Raw genomic sequence first — 22,163 nt, forward strand, 5'->3', positions numbered from 1 at the left:
CAACGAAAGGAGGTGATCCAGTGTCTCTTACCAAGCGCTGTCACCTCGCTGGGATCGCCCGCTAAGCTTTGAATAAAGGCTTGGCATCGGGGCGCTCTCAGCCCTGGACCAGCGAGCAAGAAATCGGGCGCGACGGGGGCCTCCCCGCCGCGCCTTTTTCGTAGGTCACGCGCCTGCTGCTCCGGCGGGCGGCTCGCCGGCGAGCACCTCGCGGACCCTCAGTGACAGGTCCGCCTTCCGGTACGGCTTCCTCAGCAACGCAACGCCGGAACCGAGATGACCCTCGTGGTCGAGGGCGTTGTCGGTATAGCCGGACGTATAGAGCACTCTCATCCCCGGGCGGAGGCGCCGCACGGCCTCGGCCAATTCCTGCCCGTTCATGCCGCCGGGCATGATGATGTCGGTGAACAGCAGATCGAATCGGGCGCCCTGCTGCACCAGCGCAAGCGCGGTTGCGCCGTCGCCGGCCGCGAGGGTGCGATAGCCGAGGCTGCCAAGCTGGGCGATGACATAGCCCTGCACCAGCGGATCGTCCTCGACGACGAGAATCGTCTCGTGCCCGCGTGCCGCCGCGGGCGCCTGCAGTGGCCCGGTCCTCGTCTGCGCTCCGCCCGCAGATCGCGGCAGAAACAGCCGAATCACGGTGCCTCGGCCTTCCTCACTCTCGATCGCAACGCTGCCGCCGCTCTGCTTGGCGAAGCCGTAGACCATGCTGAGGCCGAGCCCGGTGCCGCGACCGACCCCTTTGGTGGTAAAGAACGGCTCGAACACGCGGTCGCGGAGGTCGGCGGGGATGCCATGGCCGGTGTCGGCCACCGCGACCATGATGAAGGCGCCGCACGTAGCGTCGCCGTCACCAGCACCATCCAATTCGCGGTTTGCCGTCTCGAGCGTCAGCGTGCCGCCGCCAGCCATCGCATCGCGCGCATTGACGGCGAGATTGATGATCGCCGACGACAGCTGCGACGGATCGGCCATCGCCGCCCAGGCGTCGTCCGCGAGGCGGGTGACGATTTCGACGTTTCCGCCCAGGATCGGCTTCAACAGCTTCGCCGTCTCGAGCACGAGGCCGTTGACGTCAATCTCCCGCGGCTCCAGCGGCTGGCGACGCGCAAAGGTCAGGAGCTGTGAGGTGATCTCCGCGCCTCGCGCCGCCGCATCGTCGATGAGCTGGGCGATCGCGGCGAGGTCGGGCTTGTCCGCCAGCCCCTCACGGATGATCTCGATGGTGCCGGTGATGACAGTGAGCACGTTGTTGAAGTCATGCGCGACGCCGCCGGTGAGCTGGCCGATCGCATCCATCTTCTGCGACTGACGAAGCCGCTCCTCGGTCTCGTGCTGCTCGGTCAGATCGGTGGCCGAACCACGATACCCCATGAAGCGTCCGTCGGCGCTGAACACCGGCCGGCCGTTGACGCTGAAATGGCGCGCACGGCCAGCCGCATCGCGGCCGCGATATTCGAACTTGCGGAACGGCTCGTGGCGATCCAGCGTCGCCAGGTGAGCGCGCCATTTCTGCGGCTCGGCATCGCGGTCGAAGGCGGCGTCTGAACGGCGCCTCCCGATCAGCGCCGTGTGGTCCATGCCGAAAGCATCGGCCCGATCTGAAATGTAGGTGAACATGTGATCCGGGCCGGTCTCCCAGAACCAGTCGGATGCGGTCTCGGCATAATCACGGAAGCGCTGCTCGCTCGCGCGGGCGTTCTCCTCGGCGTGCCGCCGGATCTTCAGGTCGCGCTCGAGATTCCCATTGGCCTCGCGCAGCTCGCCATAGGCATGTTCGAGGTTGGCGCACATGGCGTTGAAAGCAACGACCACCTTGTCCAGCTCGTCGGCCTCGTAAGGCGACCGGCGCTCCAGGCGCAACGGTGGCGGCGGCCGTCCGAGGCTGTATTTGCCGACGTACTCGGCGATGGCGACGAGATGCCGGGTCACCAGCAGATGAAACATGTAGATGATGAACAACGAGACGAGGAACGTCTTTGCCGCCTGGCTGGCCAGAATGACGAGGGCCCTGTTCAGCAATTGCTGATAGACGTCGGTCAGCGTCGCCTCGACCCGCAGCGTGCCGATGGCGCGCGAGGTCCCCTGCACCATGGTGCTCAGCGGAAATTCCCGGGTCATGATCGAACGGGTGTTTCGCTCGCCGACTTCGACACGGATCGGATTGGGCCGATCGACGATCTCGCGGACCTCCGCCGCACGGATGTCAGGCAGCCGCAGAATGCCATCGAGCTGGAGCTTGAGCTGGTTCTGGTCGAGATTCCATAGGCTCTCTCCGAGGCTGCCCGTGGTGCTGCGGCCGATCTCGTCCAGCCGCGTCTCGATCAGTCCGACCTCACGATTGTAATCCAGATAGAGCTGGAGCGCAGTCAGGGTCAGCGTCACGACCGATGAGAACAGCAGCACGGCGGCAAGCAGCCGGGGCCCGACGCCGCTGCGCGACCAGTTGAAGATCCGCGACACGAGCACCGCGAACATCGGAGGCGCGAGCGCGGCGCCGATGCCGGTCAGATCCTGCTTCGCAGCCACCGGCGCAATGGCGCGGCGGCGCTTGGTATCATCGTCACCTGCGTTGCCCATGCACCACGTCCCCGAAAATGGCGGCACCTGCTCAGCCTGCCGACCGCAACCGCGAGCAAAGTGAACGGTTGAGGCCCTGCCTCAGCACGCGGTGCGCGTGGCGATCCTGTCGGCCGATGATCCTATCGGCCCTTGATCCTGTCGGCCCTTGGGCGGCCTGAGTTCGACGGGGTCATATCTTGCGCCCAGCAGCAGGATTCCCGGGCAAAGTACCACCTCGCGTGCTAGAATGACATCGGTGAAAGCCCGGAGCCGCCCGCACAGCGCGAACGTGCTGTCAACGTTGCGGACCGGCGCAGCTGCCATCTCCGGTAGATCGCGCGGCCCCGGAATCCGATGTTAGCAGGGCACGCCCAAAAGGCATGGCCAGGGAGATGCGTCATGAGGCGGATAGTCGTGGTCTGCCTGTTGCTGCTCGCGGCAGGCCCGTCGCAGGCGCAAGAAGTCATCCGGCTCGCACGCATCGCCGATATTCCCGATCAATATGTCGGCGGCGAGATGCTCCGCGCGGTCTATGCCAGGCTGAACATCAAGCTCGAATTCGAGGATGTCCCCGGCAAGCGCGCGCTCGCGCTGTCGAGCACCGGCCAGGTCGACGGCGAGGTCCAGCGGATCGGAACTCTCTCTCGCGACTACCCGACGCTGATCCAGGTGACACCTGCGATCAATTACATCGAGCCCGCTGTCTTCACCACGAAACTGCAGTTCGACGTCGCCGGCTGGAATTCAATCAGAGACTACAGCATCGGCGTCGTACGCGGCGTCGGCTCGTCGGAAGCCGGTACCCGCGGCATGACCCGGGTCACTGCGACCACAAGCCTCGACAACATGGTCAAGATGCTCGATGCCGACCGCTTTGACGTGATGGTCACCGACCTCTTCAGCGGCTTGGCTGCGGTGAAGAAACTCAATCTCCAGGCCAGGATCCATCCGCTCTCGCCGCCACTCGAGCGCATCAGCATCTACCACCATCTGCATGAACGGCATCGCGATCTCGTGCCGAAGGTCGGAAGGATGATCGAGCAGATGGAGACGAGCGGCGAACTCGCCCGGTTGCGGGAAACCCTGATCAAGCAGGTGCTGAGCGGGATGTGAGACGCGGTCAGTTCGTGCGAGTCTGCTCCCGCACCGCAACCGCGTCGGGTCTAGAAGCCGCAAACGCTCATTGCGCGCGGGCGCTTGCCGCGCCGGCTTTCGAGGATGCGCTCGCCGCCGCTCTCGGCCGAGCTGCCGTAATAGCGGTGGTGGCCGCTCTGGTCGTGCAGATCCGCGGCGTCCGACTTTCCCGCCCGACGCGCGTCGCAGATGATCTTGCAGATGATCTTGATGGTCGACATGGCCGCCTCCGAAGTGTTCTTGGTGGCCATCAGTCGCTCCGATTTCGAGCGGCGTTCACACCTTTCGGCCGCAATCGGGTTTCGGGAAGGTTTCGTCGCCGCACCCCGCGACGCAATATTTTCCGCAGCCCCCATTGTCGGCTGCGACGGTGGTGATACGTCCTTCGGACGCGCGCAGCGAAAATCAACGAGGTGACGATGCTTTACGCCATCCTGGCCTATCACGTGGAAGACGAGATCTTGTCCTGGACGTCCGAGAAGGACGCCGCGGTCGTGGCCAAAGTCATCGAGGTTCAGGCACCGCTGCGGGCAAGCGGGCATTTTGGCCCGGCCGCCCGCCTGGATGAGACCCGAAAGGCCCGCACCTTGCGTGGCCCCGGCGCGGGCGTCGTGCTGGACGGCCCGTTTGCCGAGACCAAGGAGCAGCTCCTGGGCTTCCACCTCGTCGAATACGACACGGATGAGGAGGCGATCGCGGCCGCGCGGACGCTGCGTCAGGTCAATCCGTCAGCCGTCTACGAAATCCGCCCGGTCAAGCTTTACGTGCCGGCCGACGGGTTCGGCGCGACGCCCTCCGGCGAATGAGCGGCAGGCCTATTTGTCCGTCCCGGTTGGCCCGACATAGAAGCGCTGGATCAGCAGGCCGCCGAAGGCGATGAACCACACGAACGGCGCGACTTGCGGCGCGAACGCCGCAACGACCGTGCCCGGGATAAACACCAGCAGCGGAAACAGCGAGGCCATGATCTCGTGGCGCCAGCCGCCCAGGATCCTCCACCACAGCCAGGCATTGAGGCCGGCGATGGCAGTCAGGTGCAGGCCGTAGAGCACGGCGACCGCACTGCTCGTGGGGTAGTTGGTGTAGAGGCCGTTGGTCACCGGCAGCAGCACGATCGAGAGCAGGAAGAACAGATTGAGGATCACCGCGCCGCGGCTGCCGACGGGCTGGCGCGCCAGCCGGCGGTGATGGCTGATCCAGAACACGCCGGCGATGATGAAGCTGAGCGCAAGGCCCGCGAGCTTGCCGGAATAGACCCGGGCCAGATCGTTCCAGTCGGGCGCGCTTGTGAAGACCGCGGCCCTGGGCAGATCGTAGGCGAGCAGCGTCATGGCAACGCCAAAGATGGTGTTGCTGAGCGATTCCAGCCGTCGCATCTCGAACTGGTCGGATTTGAGCTCGGTCATGCCGGGTGGCGCTTTTTTGGAATGGAACCTTGGGCCGTCTTGCCCCTAGGTCTTAACATCGGTCCCGTCCAGACGCATTGCGATTCGCAGCGGGATCGCCGAGTCTGGCTGTTTCACCGGGGCGATTCGTGGCGACATATCTGGACACGCTCAATGCGGAGCAGCGCCGCGCCGTGGAGCATGGTGTGGCCGATGGTGCGACCGTGGGCGCGCCCCTGCTCGTCATCGCCGGTGCAGGCTCCGGCAAAACCAACACGCTGGCCCATCGCGTCGCGCACCTGATCGTCGCGGGCAGCGATCCGCGCCGCATCCTCCTGATGACGTTCTCGCGGCGCGCCGCGGCCGAGATGGCCGGCCGGGTCGAGCGCATCGCCCGAAAAGTGCTCGGCGAGAACAATGCCGCGATCATGCGTGACGCGCTCAACTGGACCGGCACCTTCCACGGCATCGGCGCACGGTTGCTGCGCGAATATGCCGAGCGGATCGGCGTCGATCCTGCCTTCACCATCCACGACCGCGAGGATTCCGCCGACCTGATGAACCTGGTCCGGCACGAGCGCGGATTGTCAAAGACGGAGAGCCGCTTTCCCGCCAAAGGCACCTGCCTGTCGATCTACTCGCGCTGCGTCAACGCCGAGATGGAGATCGAGAAGGTGTTGGGGGCGCATTATCCCTGGTGCGCAGGCTGGGCGGCCGAGCTGAAGGGCCTGTTCGCGGCCTATGTCGAGGCCAAGCAGGCCCAGCACGTGCTCGATTACGACGACCTCCTGCTCTACTGGTCGCAGATGATGAGCGATGCGACGATCGCGGAAGAAATCGGCGGCCGCTTCGATCACGTCTTGGTCGACGAATATCAGGACACCAACCGCCTGCAATCCTCGATCCTGCTGGCGCTGAAGCCGGACGGGCGCGGCCTCACCGTCGTCGGCGACGACGCGCAGTCGATCTATTCGTTCCGCGCCGCCACTGTCCGCAACATCCTGGATTTTCCGCAGAGCTTCTCGCCGCGCGCCGAGATGATCACGCTCGACCGCAATTACCGCTCGACGCAACCCGTGCTGGCAGCGGCCAACGGCGTCATTGGCCTGGCGCGCGAGCGCTTTACAAAGAACCTCTGGACCGACCGCGCCGGCACGCAAAAACCACAGCTCGTCACCGTGCACGACGAGGCCGACCAGGCCCGCTACATCGTCGAGCAAGTGCTGGCCACTCGCGAGCAAGGCGCGCTGTTGAAGCACCAGGCGGTGCTGTTCCGAACGTCCTCGCATTCGGGCCCGCTGGAGATCGAGCTCACCCGCCGCAACATTCCCTTCGTCAAGTTCGGAGGGCTCAAGTTTCTCGATGCCGCGCATGTCAAGGACGTGCTGGCACTGCTGCGCTTCGCTGAGAATCCGCGCGACCGCGTCGCCGGCTTTCGCATCCTGCATCTGTTGCCGGGCATCGGACCTGCGACGGCGCAGCGTGTGCTCGACCAGATGGCGGAGAGCTCCGATCCGCTCGCCGCGCTCGGCCAGCTCCCGGTGCCGCCGCGCACCGGCGCGGACTGGACCGGCTTCGTCCGCACCATCGAAAATTTGCGCTATTCGGAATGGCCGGCTGACCTCGAACGCGTGCGGCTCTGGTACGAACCGCATCTCGATCGCCTGCACGAGGATTCCGAGACGCGCCGCGCCGATCTGATGCAGCTCGAGCAGATCGCGAGCGGCTATGCCTCGCGCGAGAAATTCCTGACCGAGCTCACGCTCGATCCACCGGATGCGACCAGCGACAAATCCGGGCCACCCTTGCGCGACGAGGATTATCTGATCCTCTCCACCATCCACTCCGCCAAGGGCCAGGAGTGGAAATCGGTGTTCGTGCTCAACGTCGTCGACGGCTGCATGCCGTCGGATCTCGGCGCCGGCACCAGCGCCGAGCTCGAGGAGGAACGCCGCCTGCTCTATGTCGCGATGACGCGTGCCAAGGACGATCTGCACCTTGTGGTGCCGCAGCGCTTCTTCACCCACGGCCAGGCCGCCAAGGGCGACCGCCATGTCTACGCCTCGCGCACCCGCTTCATCCCGGAGCAGCTGGTCTATCTGTTCGAGCGCACTGCCTGGCCGAAGGCCGGGGCAAGCGCAGCGCGCACCGCCGCGCAAGGCCCGAAGGTCGACATCGGCGCTCGAATGCGCGGAATGTGGCGGTAACGCCGGCTACGCGCCCAGCCGGTCGAACTGGACCTTGCCTGCCTTCATCACCATCGGGATGTGCTCGCCCTGGCCGAGCAGGCAGGCAACATCGCGCAGCGGATTGCCGTCGACCACCAGCAGGTCCGCAATGGCTTCGGGCATGATGCGCCCGAGCTTGCCCTCCATGCCGAGCACCTCGGCGCCGATCAATGTCGCGCTGGCGATGACGGCGCGCGGCCCGAGAATCTCGGCGCGGATGCGGAATTCGTCGCTCTGCAGACGCTGCGACGGTCCGAGCAGGTCGCTGCCGAACCCCATCTTCACGCCGGCATCGCGATAGATCGTGAGCGAACGCAGGCCGGCGTCGCGGACATCGGCGATCTTGGCCACGCTTTCGGGCGGCAGGCCGTATTGGGCGCCCTCGTTGGCCAGCGCCTCGTAGGTGACGAGCGTCGGCACCACATAGGCGCCCTTCTCGGCCATCAGTTGCGCGGTCGGAGCATCGACCAGATTGCCGTGCTCGATGGTGCGCACGCCGCAGCGAATGGCGCGTTCGATCGCAGCAGCGGTGTAGGCGTGGGCGAGCACATAGGTCTGACGCCCGCGCGCCTCCTCGACGATGGCGCGGATCTCGTCCTCGGAGTAGCCGAAGGCGCCGACCGGGTCGGTCGGTGAGGCGACGCCGCCGGAGGCCATGATCTTGATCTGGTCGGCGCCCATCTGGAGCTCTTCGCGGGCCGCCCTTCGCACGCCATCGACACCGTCGGCAACGCGCGCCAGCGCGCCGACACGCACGCAGCACGGGCACGGTGCGTCGCTGGCGAGGTAGTCCGAGCGGGCCCGCATGTCGCCGTGGCCGCCGGTCTGGCTGAGCGCACGTCCCGAGACGAACAGCCGCGGTCCGTCGGTGAGCCCGGTCTCGATCGCCTGCTTCAGCGCATGGCCGGCACCGCCGGCGTCGCGCACGGTGGTGAAGCCCCGCCGCAGCATGCCGCGCAGCAGCAGCGTCGAGCGTAGCGTCACCAGCACGTTGGGCATGTGCACCTGCTGCGCCAGATTGAGTTCGACGGCGATCGCATGCACATGCAGGTCGATCAGGCCGGGCATCAGCGTCTTGCCCTTCAGATCGATCGTGCGGTCGGCTTCCACCTGGAGCGGCCGATCGGAGACCTCCTTGATCAGACTGTCCTCGACCAGCACATGATGATCCTCCAGGAGGTCCGGCTGAAGCGGATCGAGCAGAGCGGCGTTCTTGAAGAGCACACGGGACATGACGACTTCCTGTCTGATCAGGACTGGATGAGCAGCGCGGGCAGAGCGAGCTGGGCGAATGGAAGACACGCAGCGACATCGTCCTCGCCGTACCAGCCTGCTTCATGGAGCAGATTGAGCGAGCCGAGCGTGCGCCCGCGCCAGCGCACGGGCATGTTGAGCACGCTCGCGCAGCCGAGCGAAGCAATCAGCTCGTGATCGGAAAACACCTCGCGCAGATCGTCCCGGGTGCGGCCGATATAGGCCTCGCCGCGGTCCAGCACAGCCTCGGCCCACGGCCCCGGCGCCAGGCGTTTGCGTCCGCCCGCCGGGTAAGGTCCGGGGAGATTGGAATACACCCGCGCTGCTTCCCTCGTGTCGTCGTCATAGGTCAGGATCGTGAACAGCTTGTGGCCGATCGCCGATTTCAAGGCGTCGTCCAGCGCCGAGTACAGGGCATCCGGCTGATCCGCCCTGCCCTGCGCGGCCGCCACGGCGCAGAGCAGCGGATCGGACCGGCGTTTTGTTTCCCTCACGCGACTTCACCCGCCGCAATCTCTTCCAGCGAACGGCCGCGCGTCGGCACCCCCATCAGCACCACGGTGAGCGCGCCTAACAGCAGCACGCTTGTGGTGAGGCCGAAGACGCCGGCGAAGCCGAAATTGGGATAGAGATAGCCGACCAGGATCGGCGAGACGATCGCACCGATGCGGCCGACCGCGGAAGCGAGCCCGGCGCCGGTGGTTCTGACCGCCGTCGGAAATACCTCGGCGGTATAGGCATAGACGCCCGCATAGGTGCCGTTCATGAAGAAGGACAGTAGAATTCCCGCCACCATGATGTGCTGGTCGCTCTGCGCGAAGGCGAGGCCGAGCGCGCTTGCGCCGCCAAGCACCATGTAGGAGGCGATGGTCGCCTGCCGGCCGATGTGCTCGTTGAAATACGCGGCACTGAAATAGCCGGGAATCTGCGCGCAATAGATCGCGATCGAATAGGCGAAGCTCTTGGTGATGCTCATGCCGTTCTGGACCAGAAGGCCGGGGATCCAGACGAAGAAGGAATAGTAGCTGAACGTGATCGCAAGCCACATGATCCAGGTCATGATGGTGATGCGCGCCTGGCGGCCGGCGAGGAGCGCGGCGAAATTGGCAAGCAGCGTCCCACCAGTCACGGCAGGCGCCGCGGCTTCGACGACCGGTTGCGGCAGGACATGGCCTTGGCTCGCAAAGCCGGCCTCGATCCTGTCCAGCACGGCTGCGGCTTCCTTCTCCCGGCCCCGGCTTTCCAGCCAGCGCGGCGATTCCGGCAGCGCCCTGCGCCACCACAGCAGCATGACGACCGGCACCGCGGTGATCACAAGAACGATGCGCCAGCCATTCTCATAGGCGGGCACGATGAAATAGCCGAGCAAGGCCGCCGCGACGAAACCGAAGGAGAAGAATCCGGCCAGCGCGCCGGTAAAGCTGCCGCGGTAACGCCGTGCGACGAATTCCGCCAGATAGGGCGCAATGATTGCGCTCTCCGCGCCGGTGCCCATGCCCGCGACCACGCGGGCGGCGAAGAAGAACGACCAGTCGTTCACCGCCGCGCTGACGATGGATGCGACGCAATAGAGCGCCAGCGCCGACATCATCACCGCACGACGGCCAATCAGGTCACCCAGCGTGCCCGCCAGCAGCGCGCCGAACAGGAAGCCGATATAGGTGCTGCTGCCGAGCACGCCGATCTGCACGCTCGACAGATTCCAGATCGTGCGCAACACCGGCAGGATGAACGCCAGCACCGCTGCATCCATCGCGTCGAATGTATAGCCGAGCCCGCCCATCAGCAGCAGATGCTTATGGAAACGCGCGAATGGAAGGCGCTCGATGCGCGCCGAAATCATCGACATGAAAGTCCCCCTCTGTCTGGCGGCCCGGCACTCCGCTCATCCCTGGGGGAACCATAGACAAGGAGATATTATCGTCATAATTTATAATCATGATCTAGTACATCACTGTGGTGAATGTTCTGTCGTTCCGAAAGCTCGACCTCAACCTGCTGAAAGTCTTCGAGGCCCTGATGACCGAGGGCAGCGTCACGCGCGCCGCCAACGCGCTTCTGATGACGCAGCCTGCGGTCAGCAACGCGCTCGCACGCCTGCGGGACGCGCTCGGCGATCCCCTGTTCGTCAGGTCCGGCACCGGCATCCGTCCGACCCAACGCGCCGTGGTGCTGTGGGAGCCGATCGGCGAAGCGCTCGAAACCGTCCGCGGCGCGCTCGACGAGCAGGTGTTCGACCCGCACCGTGCGCAGACAGAGTTCAGCCTGTCGATGTCGGATTACGTCGCCTCGCTGGTGATGCCGAACCTGCTGAACCATTTCGGCAAGGTCGCGCCCAAGGCGCGAATCCACACCGTTCCCAACACCGTCGTGGAGATCGCCGACCAGCTCGAAGACAATCGCGTTGATTGCGTGCTCAGCGTCTATGTCAACGAGGCGCAGCAGCCGGCCGCCATCCGCTCGCGCTCGCTGTGGACCGTCGACTACGCCTGCTTCATGCGGCGTGGCCATCCGCTCGCGGCGATGAAGCGGCTGAGCACGCGCAGCTTCCTCAACGCGGGGCATGTCGATGTGAGCCTCGCCGGCAAGACCTTGCCGTCCTACGACCTCTTCCTCGCCTCGCGCGGGCTATCGCGCAACCTGGTCGCGACCGTCAATCACTACAGCGCCGCCTACGAGGTGGTGCGCCAGTCCGACCTGATTGCGGTGCTGCCGAGCGATTTGCGCTCGCAATCCCGGCACGCGCCGTTCCTGCACGCCATGCCGCTTCCGCTCAAGGCGCCGCCGCGCATCGTCAGCCTGTTCTGGCACCAGCGCAACGACACCGTGCCGGCGCAGCGCTGGCTGCGCGAGACCCTGGTCGAGATGTTCGCCAGGTCCGACTGAAGCCGCGGCCCCCCCGACACCAAGAAGAAAGGGAAACAATGGGTTTCTCGAAGCAGCATTGCGCATCAGACCCGGCTGCTTAGCTCCAACCAAACCAATCCCCTCCCCCAGTGACAGGCGCGCAAGCCGCGCCCGCAGAGACCTCATCAATGACCGCACCGCTTGAATTCGGACTGGACACCTTTGGCGACGTCACCAGGGACGCCTCCGGCGCGATGCTTCCGCACGCGCAGGTGATCCGCAACGTCGTCGACGAAGCGGTGCTCGCCGACGAGCTCGGCCTCGACTTCATCGGGCTCGGCGAGCATCACCGCGCCGACTTCGCGATCTCCTCCCCTGAGACCGTGCTGGCCGCCATCGCGTCGCGGACCAGGCGCATCCATCTCGGTTCGGCCGTGACGGTGCTGAGCTCGGACGATCCGATCCGCGTCTTCCAGCGCTTTGCCACCCTGGACGCGCTCTCGAACGGACGTGCCGAGGTGATCCTCGGCCGCGGCTCATTCACCGAATCCTTTCCGCTGTTCGGTTTCGACCTGCGGGCTTACGAAGCGCTGTTCGAAGAGAAGCTCGATCTGTTCGCAGCGCTGCTGTCGCAGAAGCCGGTGACCTGGGAAGGCAAGCTGCGTCCGCCGCTGAAGGATCAACTGGTCTATCCCCCGGTCGCGAACGGCACGCTCAAGACCTGGATCGGCGTCGGCGGCAGTCCGCAATCGGTGGTGCGCGCCGCGCATTACGACCTGCCCTTGATGCTCGCGATCATCGGCGGCGATCCCGCGCGCTTCGCGCCCTTCGTCGATCTCTATCACCGCGCGTTCAGGGAGTTCGGCCGCCCGGCCCAGCCGATCGGCGTGCATTCGCCCGGCTATGTCGCCGAGACCGACGAACAGGCGCGCGAGGAGCTGTGGCCCGACTACAAGGCGATGCGCGACCGCATCGGCAAGGAACGCGGCTGGCCACCGATGGGCCGCGACGAGTTCGTCAATGAGGCCGAGCACGGTTCGCTCTATGTCGGCTCGCCGGAGACGGTCGCGCGCAAGATCGCCAAGACCGCCAAGGCACTCGGCATTTCGCGGTTTCAGCTGAAGTATTCAGCGGGCCCGCTGCCGCATGGGAAGCTGATGAAGAGCATTGAGCTCTACGGCCGGAAGGTGGTGCCGATGGTGCGGGAGATGATGGGGTAAGGCGATCGGATCCGCTCAGTCCGTCTTCGCCCTACGGGCTTCGCCGGACACCACGCTCCGTCCTTCGCGCATCACGTTGGCTGCGCCACGCGAAGCCCGAAGGGCGAAGCGTGGTGGGGGAGGCAGGACTCGAACCTGCGAAGCCATAAGGCGGCTGATTTACAGTCAGCTCCCTTTGCCACTCGGGACACTCCCCCGCTCGACGGCAGCACAATCGGGCCGGACCTTGCCGGCGACCGAAGACGGCCATGGAACGTGAAGGCCGCGACAGCCCGGATGGGGGCGCGACCGGGCGCGGTTATCGGCGAAGCGATGGGGTAAAGTCAACCGAGGCGAACAGCTAAAATCGCCCCCGACACCACCCAAATTGCCATATTCCGGGACCCGTGACACAAGCGAGCCCATGAAGGATCGAAAATTCAACCCGAGGGGCCCCCGCGGCGGGTCTAAGCCCTTCAACAGGCCCGGAAAATCGGCCGGTCGCCCGGCCCGGCGCGATCGCGATTCGGACACCGACGGTCCCGTCATCCTCTATGGCTGGCACACCGTCACCATGGCGCTCGCCAACCCCCAGCGGCAGATCCGCAAGCTGACGCTGACCGAGAATGCCGCAAGGCGTCTGGCGGACGAGAACATCGCAACCCGCATCACGCCCGAGATCGTCCGGCCCCAGGAGATCGACCGCCTGCTGTCGCCCGACGCCGTGCACCAGGGCCTGCTCGCCGAGGCCGATCCCCTGCCCTCTCCCGACATCGAGGATTTGGAGCAGGACGGCATCGTGCTGGTGCTCGACCAGATCACCGATCCGCACAATGTCGGCGCCATCCTGCGCTCGGCTGCGGCGTTCGCCGTGAAGGCGATCGTCACCACCGCGCGCCACAGTCCGGAAGCGACCGGCGTGCTGGCCAAGGCCGCCTCCGGCGCGCTGGAGCTGGTGCCGATGGTGACGGTGCAAAACCTCGCCCGCGCACTGACCACGCTGAACGAGCTCGGCTTCCAGACCGTCGGACTGGACAGTGAAGGCAGCGCGGATCTCTCCGAGGTCACGCTGCGCGAGCCGCTCGCGCTGGTGCTGGGCGCGGAAGGCAAGGGCCTGCGGCAATTGACGCGCGAGACCTGCAGCGTCGTGGCGCGGCTCGACATGCCCGGCGAGATCAAGAGCCTCAACGTCTCGAATGCCGCCGTGCTCTCGCTCTATGTCGGCGCCAGCCGGCTCGGGCTGATGAAGCGGTGACAAAACAAAACGCCCGTCCGCATCGCGGACGGGCGTCTCGTTGGTTTAACCGATCAAGCGATCAGTAATAGCGACGCAGCACGCGGTGGCCGCCGTAGTACGGCACATGGCGCGGGGCGTAGCCGTAGCGCGGACCGTAGCCGTAATGCGTGCGCGGCAGATAGCCGGCGCGCGGGCCGTAGCCGTAGCGATACGGACGGTAATACGGGCGGCGGTAGGGATAGGCGGCCGGGGCTTCGACCGCGGCGGCGCGATAGCCATAGCCGTGCCCATAGCCATAGCCACGGCCGTAGCCGTAATTGGCGGGCGCAACCACCGCGTCCTCACGGTAGGTCGGATACGGCGCGAAGGCGCCCGGACCGGTGTAGGTCGGGCCCTGGTTGACGTGATAATATTGCGTGGTGGGCTCGGCGAGACGCTCATAGGCGCCGTAGCCGTAGCCGTAGCCGTAGCCGGCCCCATAACCGCCGCAGCCGGTGTTGCAGCCGGAATAGACCGGCGCGACCGGCTGGCACGGATCGAAGCCGCAGGCCGCGGCGGGCGCGGTGGCGGCGAACATCACGGCAGCCGCCGCGACCAGTCCCGAAATCATCTGACGCATTACTCTCTCCTGTTGATTTCCGTTTTTTGGATTTTGTCGTTTCTTAACCCGACGGTCTGCCGGGCATCTCTGTACGCGGCCGCGGCCGAGGACGCCGCGGATAGTCGTTGATCTCAGGCGCGAGGATCACCGGCGGCGGATTGACGGGCACGTCCATCTGCGGCGGCAGCGGCGCCGATTGCGCGCCCCAGCTCTGGTGATAGCTCTCGGCCGGCTTGGGCATTTTGCGGTTCGCGGGCGGCTCGACCTCGAGCCGGCCATAGCCGGGCCGCAGGCCCAGCGTCGGGTAATAATGGCCGACGTCCTCAGGCTGGCGCTCGGCGATATAGCGGCCGCCATAGATCGTGGGCTGCACCTGGACGTTCTTCCCCAGGCCCCAGGTCCCCTCGATCACGGTATAGGACGCGTCGATGTTGTTGATGATGATGGGCACGCCGGGACGACCGGGAACGACGATATCGAAGCCGCCGCCGGCAAACGCCGACGCGGGCAGTCCGATCAGAAAGGCGGCGAGCGCAGATGCGCGCATGAGAGGATCCCATTTATCCGGCGACAACCTACCCGATGGCGACGCAGAGAGGGTTAAGGCCCTCTCACCAATTGCCGGTAAGCCTAATGTGTAAGGATTGCGCGCCGCTCAAATGCTGCAAAGCGAACTAGCGAAGCATTAACGCCGCCGGACCCTGCAGTCCGGAACCATCGCGCGTGCTCACTTCCGTTTGACTGCCGCTCACGAAAATCCGCCGGTTTCAGCGGAACGTCCGGCGTCTTCGGCGTTTAGCCCCCGTCAACAAAACGGGAGCCAAACAATCATGAACGTCAAACTTCTCGGAGCCACGGCGATTGCGGCGACCCTCGTGACGGGCTCTGCCATGGCGCAGGCCGTGATCACCAATCCCGGCCGCTGCGCGGCGCAATTCCCCAACGCCAACTGCCAGAACGTCGGACCGGGAAATCCGTACACCGACAGCGGCTATCGGCATCGTCGCGTGTCCTATCGCCAGACCAACAACGGCGACTGGAATAACGACTGGAACAGGAGCCGCACCGGCTTCTGGCCGACCGACGTCGCCGCCGGCGCGGTCGGAACAGCCGCGGGCGTGGCCGGCGCAGCCATCGGGACTGCAGGCGCAATCGCAACCGCCCCGTTCCGTGCCACGAACGACGCCTACGCCTACGACAATGGCTGGGATAACCGCGGCTGGGACAATCGCGGTTGGGACACCCGCACCTACGCCCAGCGCAACGGCTTCGTCTGCACGCCCGGCACCTGGTTCAAGGGCGAAGACGGCCGCCGGCACATCTGCCAATAAGGCGATTTAACCGAACGCGACAGATCAGGCGGCCTTCGGGCCGCCTGATTCGTGTCTGCATCGGGCATCGCGGGTTCTGGCACTTTCCGGTCAAGTCTGGTATTGCGGCGCGCACGGGCGGACGGCTCCGGCGTATGCTGGTCCCTGCCCGCTTCTCCAGGCGTCGCCGGCTTAGCTCAGCGGTAGAGCAGCGGTTTTGTAATTAGGCTTCGGCGAATTTGGTTCTGTTTGGCTCGGTCTAGTTGCGGTGACTTTAGCGGTGAAATTGCTGTTGATTCAGTAGTTTATGGTTCCGCTCGGCATCGGTTCGTGTATGGTTCGGTATGCCTCGATAAGGCCGCCGGAATTACCCGGCCGGTTACCCGGACAAACCGATGCTCCCTGCACAGCACAAGCGAGCCGCCGCGTTCATCAAGAATTTGAAGGCTACCGATGCCCGTCAGGAAGTCCCTGACGACGCTGTGAGCGGCCTCTATCTCATTGTGCAGCCCTCTGGCGCGTTGTCCTGGGCCGTCCGAACCAAGCTGGACGGCAAGGCCGCAAAGGTCACCCTAGGCCGCTATGACGAGGAAGGCTCGGGCCTAGAGCGGATCGACCGGCCGTCCAGCAAGCAGGTTCTAAACGTCGCCGAGGCACGGGCGTTGGCTGAACGCGTGAAGGCCGATGCCAAGCGCGGACATGATCCACGCCAATCCAAAACGGAACGCTTTAGCCTCGAATACTGGCTTGATGAATTCACCAAAGCCGCCCGCTTAACCGGGTTCAAAGGGCGTCCCGTCAAAGCATCCACGGCAGACGAATATGACCGCATCATCAAGACGGACATCAAACCACATTGGAAGCACGTTACGGACATTCGAGCATTTGACTATCGCGACGTTGAAAAGCTGATCAACAAACTTGATCCCGGTGCGCGACGTAACGCGTTTGCGCTCTTGTCTACATTCTTCCGTTGGAAAGCCGTCATTCGTATCATCGGCCGCAACGTGATCGAACTTGCCCACTCGCCTCCTAAACCGCAAAGCCGCGACCGTGTACTTTCACACGATGAAATCAAAGCTGTATGGAACGCCGCAACAGCTTGTGATTATCCATTCGGAGCATTGGTCAAACTGCTTTTGTTGACCGGTCAGCGACGCGACGAAATCGCGAACCTGAAATGGTCCGAACTGTCTGACACCTTCGATACGATCACGTTCGAAGGATCACGCACTAAAAATGGACGCGCTCACATTGTGCCGCTTCCACCACTGGCAACCGCGATCATCAAGGCGCTACCGCGAGTGGCAATCTCAATCGATAAAATGTCCGACTACGTATTCACAACGATCGGCACCACACCGTTCAGCGGCTTTTCAAACGGAAAGATCGCCCTTGAAAAGCATTGTCCGGGTTTGCCGGATTGGCACCTGCATGATTTGCGTCGGACAGTTTCAACCGAACTCGCAAAATTACGCGTCACGCAGGAAGTGACGGAAGCAATTCTGAACCACAAATCAGGCAAGGTCAGCGGCGTAGCCGCGATCTACAATCGCTATGAATACGCCGATGAAAAGCGCGAAGCCTTGAAACTCTGGGCGGATCGCTTGCAGCAAATCGTCATCGATCGGCCGCGTCCAAAGCTTGTCGCGTCTCAATGAGATGAGACACAGGCACGTTCGGGCCGACCATCAGAGTTCGGCTCGTCGCGACGACGATCAAACTGCACGAGAAGCAGCGTCCTCTCGCTGCATCGCTAGTGCTTGATGAGTCCACCAAGATACCTAGCGAAAGCCGTGACCACCTCTTCCAACGCGATAATCGGCCCCTTCGGGTGCTCTGCTATCCATTGAACGATCTTGAGGAATAGGTTTCGTGTCCACTCGCTTCGTTGCATCAGTACGAGAGACAGGCACGGCACAATGTAAAGCAAAGAAAAGAGGACATCGAAGCCAATCGCGTAATTGATCAGTGTCTCGATTGGATCAATATTGAGATCGAACGTTGCAATCCTTCCCAAATCGATAAAAAGAGCTTTTGCATTGAGGTAGCCGTATTGCGTTAGCGTAGAAACGATGTAGGTGACGCCGATGAGTTCAAAGGGAAATGCTTTAGTAAATGCCGCAACGACAAGCGGCCAACTAAGCGATCGGCCGAGAATGAAGCACATCGACGCAATTGTTAGCCTCACCCATGTCACTTCATATCCGATTGAAGCATAGTCGGGCATCCCTTCGACCGAAAAGACAATAGCAAACACTGCGATTGAAATTAAGACAGCCGACACCACGCTCGGCATGACTAGCGCTAAGGCGAGATCGAATATTACGATAAAGGTCGCTCCAATGCGCGATTGGGTGACGCGCGAGAGCAACCACAAAGTGATATTGAATGAAATGAAGAGGCCCAGTGCCAGAGGCATTGTCAAAAAGAGAGGGACCAGCGCGCCGACCGTCGCGCTAAATATTCGCATTGCGACAGCGCTGTCTTCGTGATCATCCAAGAACTTCTCAATACCGGCTTTCGCTCGTCCTAACGAATAGATCGCCTGCATGTCATCGTAGCCGGAACCAATGGTGCAGCTGCCATCCACGTTTCCAAATTCGGGCTCGTCACCGGAATAGCCATCAACATAGAAGTAAAAGCTATACCGCAGTTCGAAGTCGGTCTTCATTAGGGCTTGTTGGTAATCTTTGATTTCCTTCGGAGTAGCTAGGGCTCCCCACATCGCGTTAGCGAAGCTAAGAAAAAAGCCGATCGCGACGAAAAACATGAGAAAATAGCGCTGCAAGCGACGCATTTGCGTGTATCGCGAACGCATCGCGAGCTGAAACTGCTCATGCAATTCGAGCGATGCAGTCCGGAACCAGAACTTTTCAACACGAGCGCGGATCGCGTCCCGATCGCGACTGTCAAGGAGCCGATCAAGCGCGGAAAGGACAAATCCTGCCGTTATTAGCGCAACGACTACGGCCCCGGCAGCTCCGAGCAAACTGAACATTCCGAACTCTCGTCAGAAGCCATCGGCGTTGATCAGTTCAACACCCTTGGTTGAAAATATCTTGTGGTAGAATGCCACAATTCGCGGTTGAGTCGTCATTCAGATCGACCATACTTAGGTCGGATTGCGCGCGTTCTCCGGGCTGCCTACGGGCGAGCCACAGTCGCGCCCGACTTGCACCGACAGTCTGAGCAGCGGTTGCAGGATTAGAGGAGCCTCGCGCCAACCGGTAATGATTTCAATGCGGTGGTTGTCGCGCCGAACCGATGGGTAACCTTAGGGGGAATAATCGCAAACTTTTTAAGCTCCCCGTTCTCGATTGGCGCATCAATGTCCGAATTAAGTTGCCCCCTAGCGCAGCGCGGAGGCCAATCCTATCTTGCAACCAACGCTTGATTCGGGGGAAATCGATGCTGCGACTGGTTGCGATTATGATTGCCGGGGTTGCCTTGGCCGGCTGCAAAGAGCAGGTGAAGGACCCGCAGCAGGTCGAATTCGAGCGGAAATTTGAGCGCGAGGCCGTATTGGTCAGGACGTGCCCGGGCGATCCTCGTTATGCTTCTGGTCCCACAGCCGCGGCTCAGCGCGTGTACCGCTTCGAAAAAGAACTCTGGTTCATCGACATAGACGGCCCTCGCAAGCTGGAGACTAACCCCGAGGCGGCTTGTAGTACCCTGACATTACCCCCCGATCCGAAGCCGGCCGGCATCCCACTGCCCGGAGGCCTCACACTCCAAGGTCCAAAGACCTGAGCTTATACCCTGACGTTGCGCTTGCGGAGGTTTTGGAGTGTCTTACCGACGTTGGCGGCGAATTCCGCCCGGTCCCGCGCTTGTGCCTTCCGTAGCTCCGCAATCGCTTGCGGATCAGCCCCCGGGGCAATATCGCCATAGGTAGGGGCATAGGTGATTTGCATGCTGTTGTCGTTGCCCGCCTGTTGACCACCGTACATTTGGACGCCAAGCGCGCCAGATGGCCCGCGCTTCAATGGCAAGATGCCTTCCGGCCCCGCCTCGCCCATCAGCCCTGCCCCGCTCGCGAACTTGAACAGCGTCGGCGACTTCACGATTTGCCCGGAATAGGCGCTTAGGCTTGGTGAATTGTAGACACCGCCCAGTGCATTCTTCACAGGCGCGGTTGGGCCGTATCCTCCGATGCCATCGGTTGCGTTGCTGCCGAGACCAAACAGACCGAGAATGCTGCCGCCGATACCGCCGCCACCGAAGCCGCCCAACACCGCCTGCAATGCCTTCGCGATCGGCGCGAGGATCAACATTTTGATGATCATCTGTTGAATGGCTTGCAGGATCACCACACCGGCATTTTTGAAGCCCTGCCCCATGGTCGTAACGCCGTTCATCACGTCTTGGATTGGGGATACAAGGCTGTTCAATGCGCCACTAACGGACGTGTCGAGTAGTTTTGCGAAATTGCTGCCGTCCAATTCGATTTGCTTCAACGACTGGAATTTAGCGCCCGCGATTGCCGCAGCGTCGGACGTTTGTTTCAACTGGTTCGCAAGCGCCTGTTGACCGGCTGCCATCTGCTCAACGTTGTTCTTATCGATCAGCCCTTTATCGATCCACGATTGTAACGTGTCCGCAGCGGCTTTGCGCGCGGCGTTCGCGTCATAGACGCCAGCGGTTGCCTGTTGCTGCACGCGGCTCATTTCGGCCATAGCGCGCGTGTTGTTCAGGATCGCGGCGGCCATGTCTCTGCTAACACCGACGCCTTGCAAGCCGGCTGCGGTCAATTCAAGTTGCTTCTGCTTCGCTTGCTGTTCAACTGTCGCCATATCGCCCAGGATTGAAATGCGCTGCTGTGACAACTGATTGGCAGCGAGCAATTGCGCCTGCGTTTGCTGATCACCATTCGCCGCACCGCTTCGCTTTTGCAGACCGGTAGCGAGTTGTGCAGCGTTTGCCGGTTGCTGAAACGACCCAAATCGATCCTTGAAATTGTCATTGATTGGCTCAATGCCCATCGACTTAGCGATTTCGGCATGATTGGACGGCAGAAAGATTTTCCAAAAACTGGAATTGCCAATGCCTGCGGCTTTGCTCGCAACCTTCTCATAGAAGGTCTCCATGGCTCCCGTCATTCCAACGATCGCGTTGACAAAGTTATTCTTAAAATTGGTGATCGCACTGTTCCACATTTCATCGAACTTGCGCGCGTTCGCAATGAGCTTTTCGTTCGCCTGTTCGTTGAAATTGTCGGTTCCTTGTGCTGCGTTACGGATCGCATCGCCGCCTTGGTTCATCAACTTCACCCATTGGGTGGTCGTCGGCAGTCCAGCGGCTTCAAGGATGTTGCGCTTTTGAACATTGCTATTCGTTTGCGAAACGATATCTGCGACGTTCGCGTAATAGCCGACGATATCTTTCGCACTCTTGCCGCTAGCGATCATTAGGCCATTCAGCGAACCCATGTTGTGCTGTGCTTCGTCAGCGTATTTGGCAAATGCCTGCATTCCGGCCGCGAATTCTTCCTTACCGATGCCTTTGATTGCGGCCATAGATTGCAATCCGGACGCCTGCCTTAGCGTTAGATCGGTCGTCGTTCGAACATCGTCCAATGCCAACGCTGATTTAATTGCCGCTGCCGCGATCGCTCCTAATGACGCCGCGATTGCAACGCCACCGGCAGCGAACAAGGCCGCACCGCTGAAAAGCTTGGTCAGTGACGCGAATGCCTCTGAGAACGCTTGTTTGAGACCACCGGGGCCGGTTGCGGCAAACGCAAGATGGTTGAGTTGCGTTGTCAAAACCTGAGACGGAGGCACGCCCATTGCAAGCTGCTCAACCATCGATCGGATTGAGTGCTGTGCGGCCATTGCTTGCGTTGATAGTCCGGCGTGGCTTTTCGCAAGGTTATCATTCGCTGCCGCTGCCGATTTCGTCGCGTTGGTCGTTGCGGTCGTCGCACCGGCTGCGGCCTGCATTACCTTGGTCGTTCCACCGGTTGCCGTTGTCGCGCCGGTTGCGGCCTTGTTGACCTTGTTGAGCGCGGTCGAAACGTTTTCAGCGGCGCTTTCGGCAGCCTTGGAAGCTGGGACAAGCTTTTGTAGGTCCGTAGTCGCCGCAGCGAGCTCGGACGTATCAACACCGAAGCCGATTTGAGCCAAGTCCATGGTGCAAATTCCTCTCGCGCGGTGCGGCGAAGCGCTCTCAGAGGATAACACGGACGGGCGCAACGACGCGGCCCATACGATGCGAGCGCAAGCGCCAACGCCCGGCTATCCACGGATATTTGAGCATCGGTTATAGAATTTGGCAGCGCGCGGAATCATCGCGTTGAAATCGTTGTCGTTCGGCGCGGGGACGCACCGCGGGGGAAGCCAAGGGGTAATTTGATCCGTGCACGCTGTTGATTTGTCGCGCCCCGCCCTTGACGAACCTT

The 22,163-nt window shown here is 62.7% G+C and carries 19 protein-coding genes and 1 tRNA gene; 9 read left to right on the forward strand and 11 right to left on the reverse strand.

Annotation, left to right across the window (positions count from 1 at the left end; translation table 11 throughout):
- Window positions 1-165: 165 nt before the first annotated feature.
- Entirely contained in the window at window positions 166-2,583 is a 2,418-nt protein-coding gene (locus tag ABIB90_RS14245; RefSeq protein ID WP_354200918.1) for an ATP-binding protein, read from the reverse strand.
- A 381-nt stretch (window positions 2,584-2,964) separates the two neighbouring features.
- On the opposite strand from ABIB90_RS14245, the gene ABIB90_RS14250 reads away from it, so the two are divergent.
- Entirely contained in the window at window positions 2,965-3,678 is a 714-nt protein-coding gene (locus ABIB90_RS14250) for a substrate-binding periplasmic protein (RefSeq protein WP_354200919.1), read from the forward strand.
- 50 nt (window positions 3,679-3,728) lie between these two features.
- Here ABIB90_RS14250 and ABIB90_RS14255 read toward each other — a convergent pair whose 3' ends face one another.
- Window positions 3,729-3,950 (reverse strand): hypothetical protein, encoded by a 222-nt coding sequence (locus ABIB90_RS14255; RefSeq protein ID WP_354200920.1) that lies wholly within the window; start codon window positions 3,948-3,950, stop codon window positions 3,729-3,731.
- A 168-nt stretch (window positions 3,951-4,118) separates the two neighbouring features.
- Between ABIB90_RS14255 and ABIB90_RS14260 the strand changes: the two genes are divergently transcribed.
- Window positions 4,119-4,505, forward strand: a complete 387-nt coding sequence (locus tag ABIB90_RS14260) for a YciI family protein (RefSeq protein ID WP_354200921.1) — start codon at window positions 4,119-4,121, stop codon at window positions 4,503-4,505.
- Between the two features lie 9 nt (window positions 4,506-4,514).
- Here the strand turns inward: ABIB90_RS14260 and ABIB90_RS14265 are convergent, their stop codons facing one another.
- A complete protein-coding gene (locus ABIB90_RS14265; RefSeq protein WP_354200922.1) occupies window positions 4,515-5,105 on the reverse strand; it encodes a TMEM175 family protein in 591 nt (196 codons plus the stop codon).
- A 128-nt stretch (window positions 5,106-5,233) separates the two neighbouring features.
- On the opposite strand from ABIB90_RS14265, the gene ABIB90_RS14270 reads away from it, so the two are divergent.
- Window positions 5,234-7,291 (forward strand): ATP-dependent helicase, encoded by a 2,058-nt coding sequence (locus tag ABIB90_RS14270; protein WP_354200923.1) that lies wholly within the window; start codon window positions 5,234-5,236, stop codon window positions 7,289-7,291.
- Window positions 7,292-7,297: 6 nt separating this feature from the next.
- Here the strand turns inward: ABIB90_RS14270 and ABIB90_RS14275 are convergent, their stop codons facing one another.
- From ABIB90_RS14275 to ABIB90_RS14285, 3 genes are read right to left on the reverse strand one after another with little or no spacing between them, the layout of a single operon-like run.
- Window positions 7,298-8,545, reverse strand: a complete 1,248-nt coding sequence (locus tag ABIB90_RS14275; protein WP_354200924.1) for a metal-dependent hydrolase family protein — start codon at window positions 8,543-8,545, stop codon at window positions 7,298-7,300.
- Between the two features lie 17 nt (window positions 8,546-8,562).
- On the reverse strand, window positions 8,563-9,060 hold the full coding sequence (locus ABIB90_RS14280; RefSeq protein ID WP_354200925.1) for a GAF domain-containing protein: 498 nt from the start codon (window positions 9,058-9,060) through the stop codon (window positions 8,563-8,565).
- The gene (locus ABIB90_RS14285; protein WP_354200926.1) at window positions 9,057-10,415 is read right to left on the reverse strand and encodes an MFS transporter; all 1,359 of its coding nucleotides are present in this window, start codon (window positions 10,413-10,415) and stop codon (window positions 9,057-9,059) included. The genes ABIB90_RS14280 and ABIB90_RS14285 overlap by 4 nt, the downstream gene beginning before the upstream one ends.
- 107 nt (window positions 10,416-10,522) lie before the next feature.
- Between ABIB90_RS14285 and ABIB90_RS14290 the strand changes: the two genes are divergently transcribed.
- A complete protein-coding gene (locus tag ABIB90_RS14290) occupies window positions 10,523-11,452 on the forward strand; it encodes a LysR family transcriptional regulator (RefSeq protein ID WP_354200927.1) in 930 nt (309 codons plus the stop codon).
- A 149-nt stretch (window positions 11,453-11,601) separates the two neighbouring features.
- A complete protein-coding gene (locus ABIB90_RS14295) occupies window positions 11,602-12,633 on the forward strand; it encodes an LLM class flavin-dependent oxidoreductase (RefSeq protein WP_354200928.1) in 1,032 nt (343 codons plus the stop codon).
- Window positions 12,634-12,744: 111 nt separating this feature from the next.
- Here ABIB90_RS14295 and ABIB90_RS14300 read toward each other — a convergent pair.
- A tRNA-Tyr gene (locus ABIB90_RS14300) sits at window positions 12,745-12,830 on the reverse strand.
- Between the two features lie 206 nt (window positions 12,831-13,036).
- On the opposite strand from ABIB90_RS14300, the gene rlmB reads away from it, so the two are divergent.
- A complete protein-coding gene (gene rlmB / locus ABIB90_RS14305; protein WP_219683789.1) occupies window positions 13,037-13,867 on the forward strand; it encodes a 23S rRNA (guanosine(2251)-2'-O)-methyltransferase RlmB in 831 nt (276 codons plus the stop codon).
- A gap of 61 nt (window positions 13,868-13,928) precedes the next feature.
- On the opposite strand, the gene ABIB90_RS14310 is transcribed toward rlmB, so the two are convergent.
- Together ABIB90_RS14310 and ABIB90_RS14315 are read right to left on the reverse strand one after the other, a co-directional pair.
- Window positions 13,929-14,468: a hypothetical protein gene (locus ABIB90_RS14310; RefSeq protein ID WP_354200929.1), complete on the reverse strand. Its 540-nt coding sequence runs from the start codon at window positions 14,466-14,468 to the stop codon at window positions 13,929-13,931.
- 43 nt (window positions 14,469-14,511) lie between these two features.
- On the reverse strand, window positions 14,512-14,997 hold the full coding sequence (locus tag ABIB90_RS14315; RefSeq protein ID WP_354200930.1) for a hypothetical protein: 486 nt from the start codon (window positions 14,995-14,997) through the stop codon (window positions 14,512-14,514).
- Window positions 14,998-15,280: 283 nt separating this feature from the next.
- On the opposite strand from ABIB90_RS14315, the gene ABIB90_RS14320 reads away from it, so the two are divergent.
- On the forward strand, window positions 15,281-15,781 hold the full coding sequence (locus ABIB90_RS14320; protein ID WP_007602678.1) for a hypothetical protein: 501 nt from the start codon (window positions 15,281-15,283) through the stop codon (window positions 15,779-15,781).
- Between the two features lie 374 nt (window positions 15,782-16,155).
- Window positions 16,156-17,421, forward strand: coding sequence for a tyrosine-type recombinase/integrase (locus ABIB90_RS14325; protein WP_354200931.1), 1,266 nt, complete (start codon window positions 16,156-16,158; stop codon window positions 17,419-17,421).
- A 95-nt stretch (window positions 17,422-17,516) separates the two neighbouring features.
- Here the strand turns inward: ABIB90_RS14325 and ABIB90_RS14330 are convergent, their stop codons facing one another.
- Window positions 17,517-18,761, reverse strand: coding sequence for a hypothetical protein (locus ABIB90_RS14330; protein WP_354200932.1), 1,245 nt, complete (start codon window positions 18,759-18,761; stop codon window positions 17,517-17,519).
- Window positions 18,762-19,171: 410 nt separating this feature from the next.
- Here ABIB90_RS14330 and ABIB90_RS14335 point away from each other — a divergent pair, with 410 nt between their 5' ends.
- Entirely contained in the window at window positions 19,172-19,513 is a 342-nt protein-coding gene (locus tag ABIB90_RS14335) for a hypothetical protein (protein ID WP_354200933.1), read from the forward strand.
- Window positions 19,514-19,515: 2 nt separating this feature from the next.
- Here ABIB90_RS14335 and ABIB90_RS14340 read toward each other — a convergent pair whose 3' ends face one another.
- Window positions 19,516-21,894 (reverse strand): phage tail tape measure protein, encoded by a 2,379-nt coding sequence (locus tag ABIB90_RS14340; RefSeq protein WP_354200934.1) that lies wholly within the window; start codon window positions 21,892-21,894, stop codon window positions 19,516-19,518.
- Window positions 21,895-22,163 lie beyond the last annotated feature (269 nt).

Origin of the sequence: Bradyrhizobium sp. JR4.1 (assembly GCF_040548605.1) — a bacterium.
In the GTDB taxonomy this organism is placed as follows: Bacteria; Pseudomonadota; Alphaproteobacteria; order Rhizobiales; family Xanthobacteraceae; genus Bradyrhizobium; species Bradyrhizobium canariense.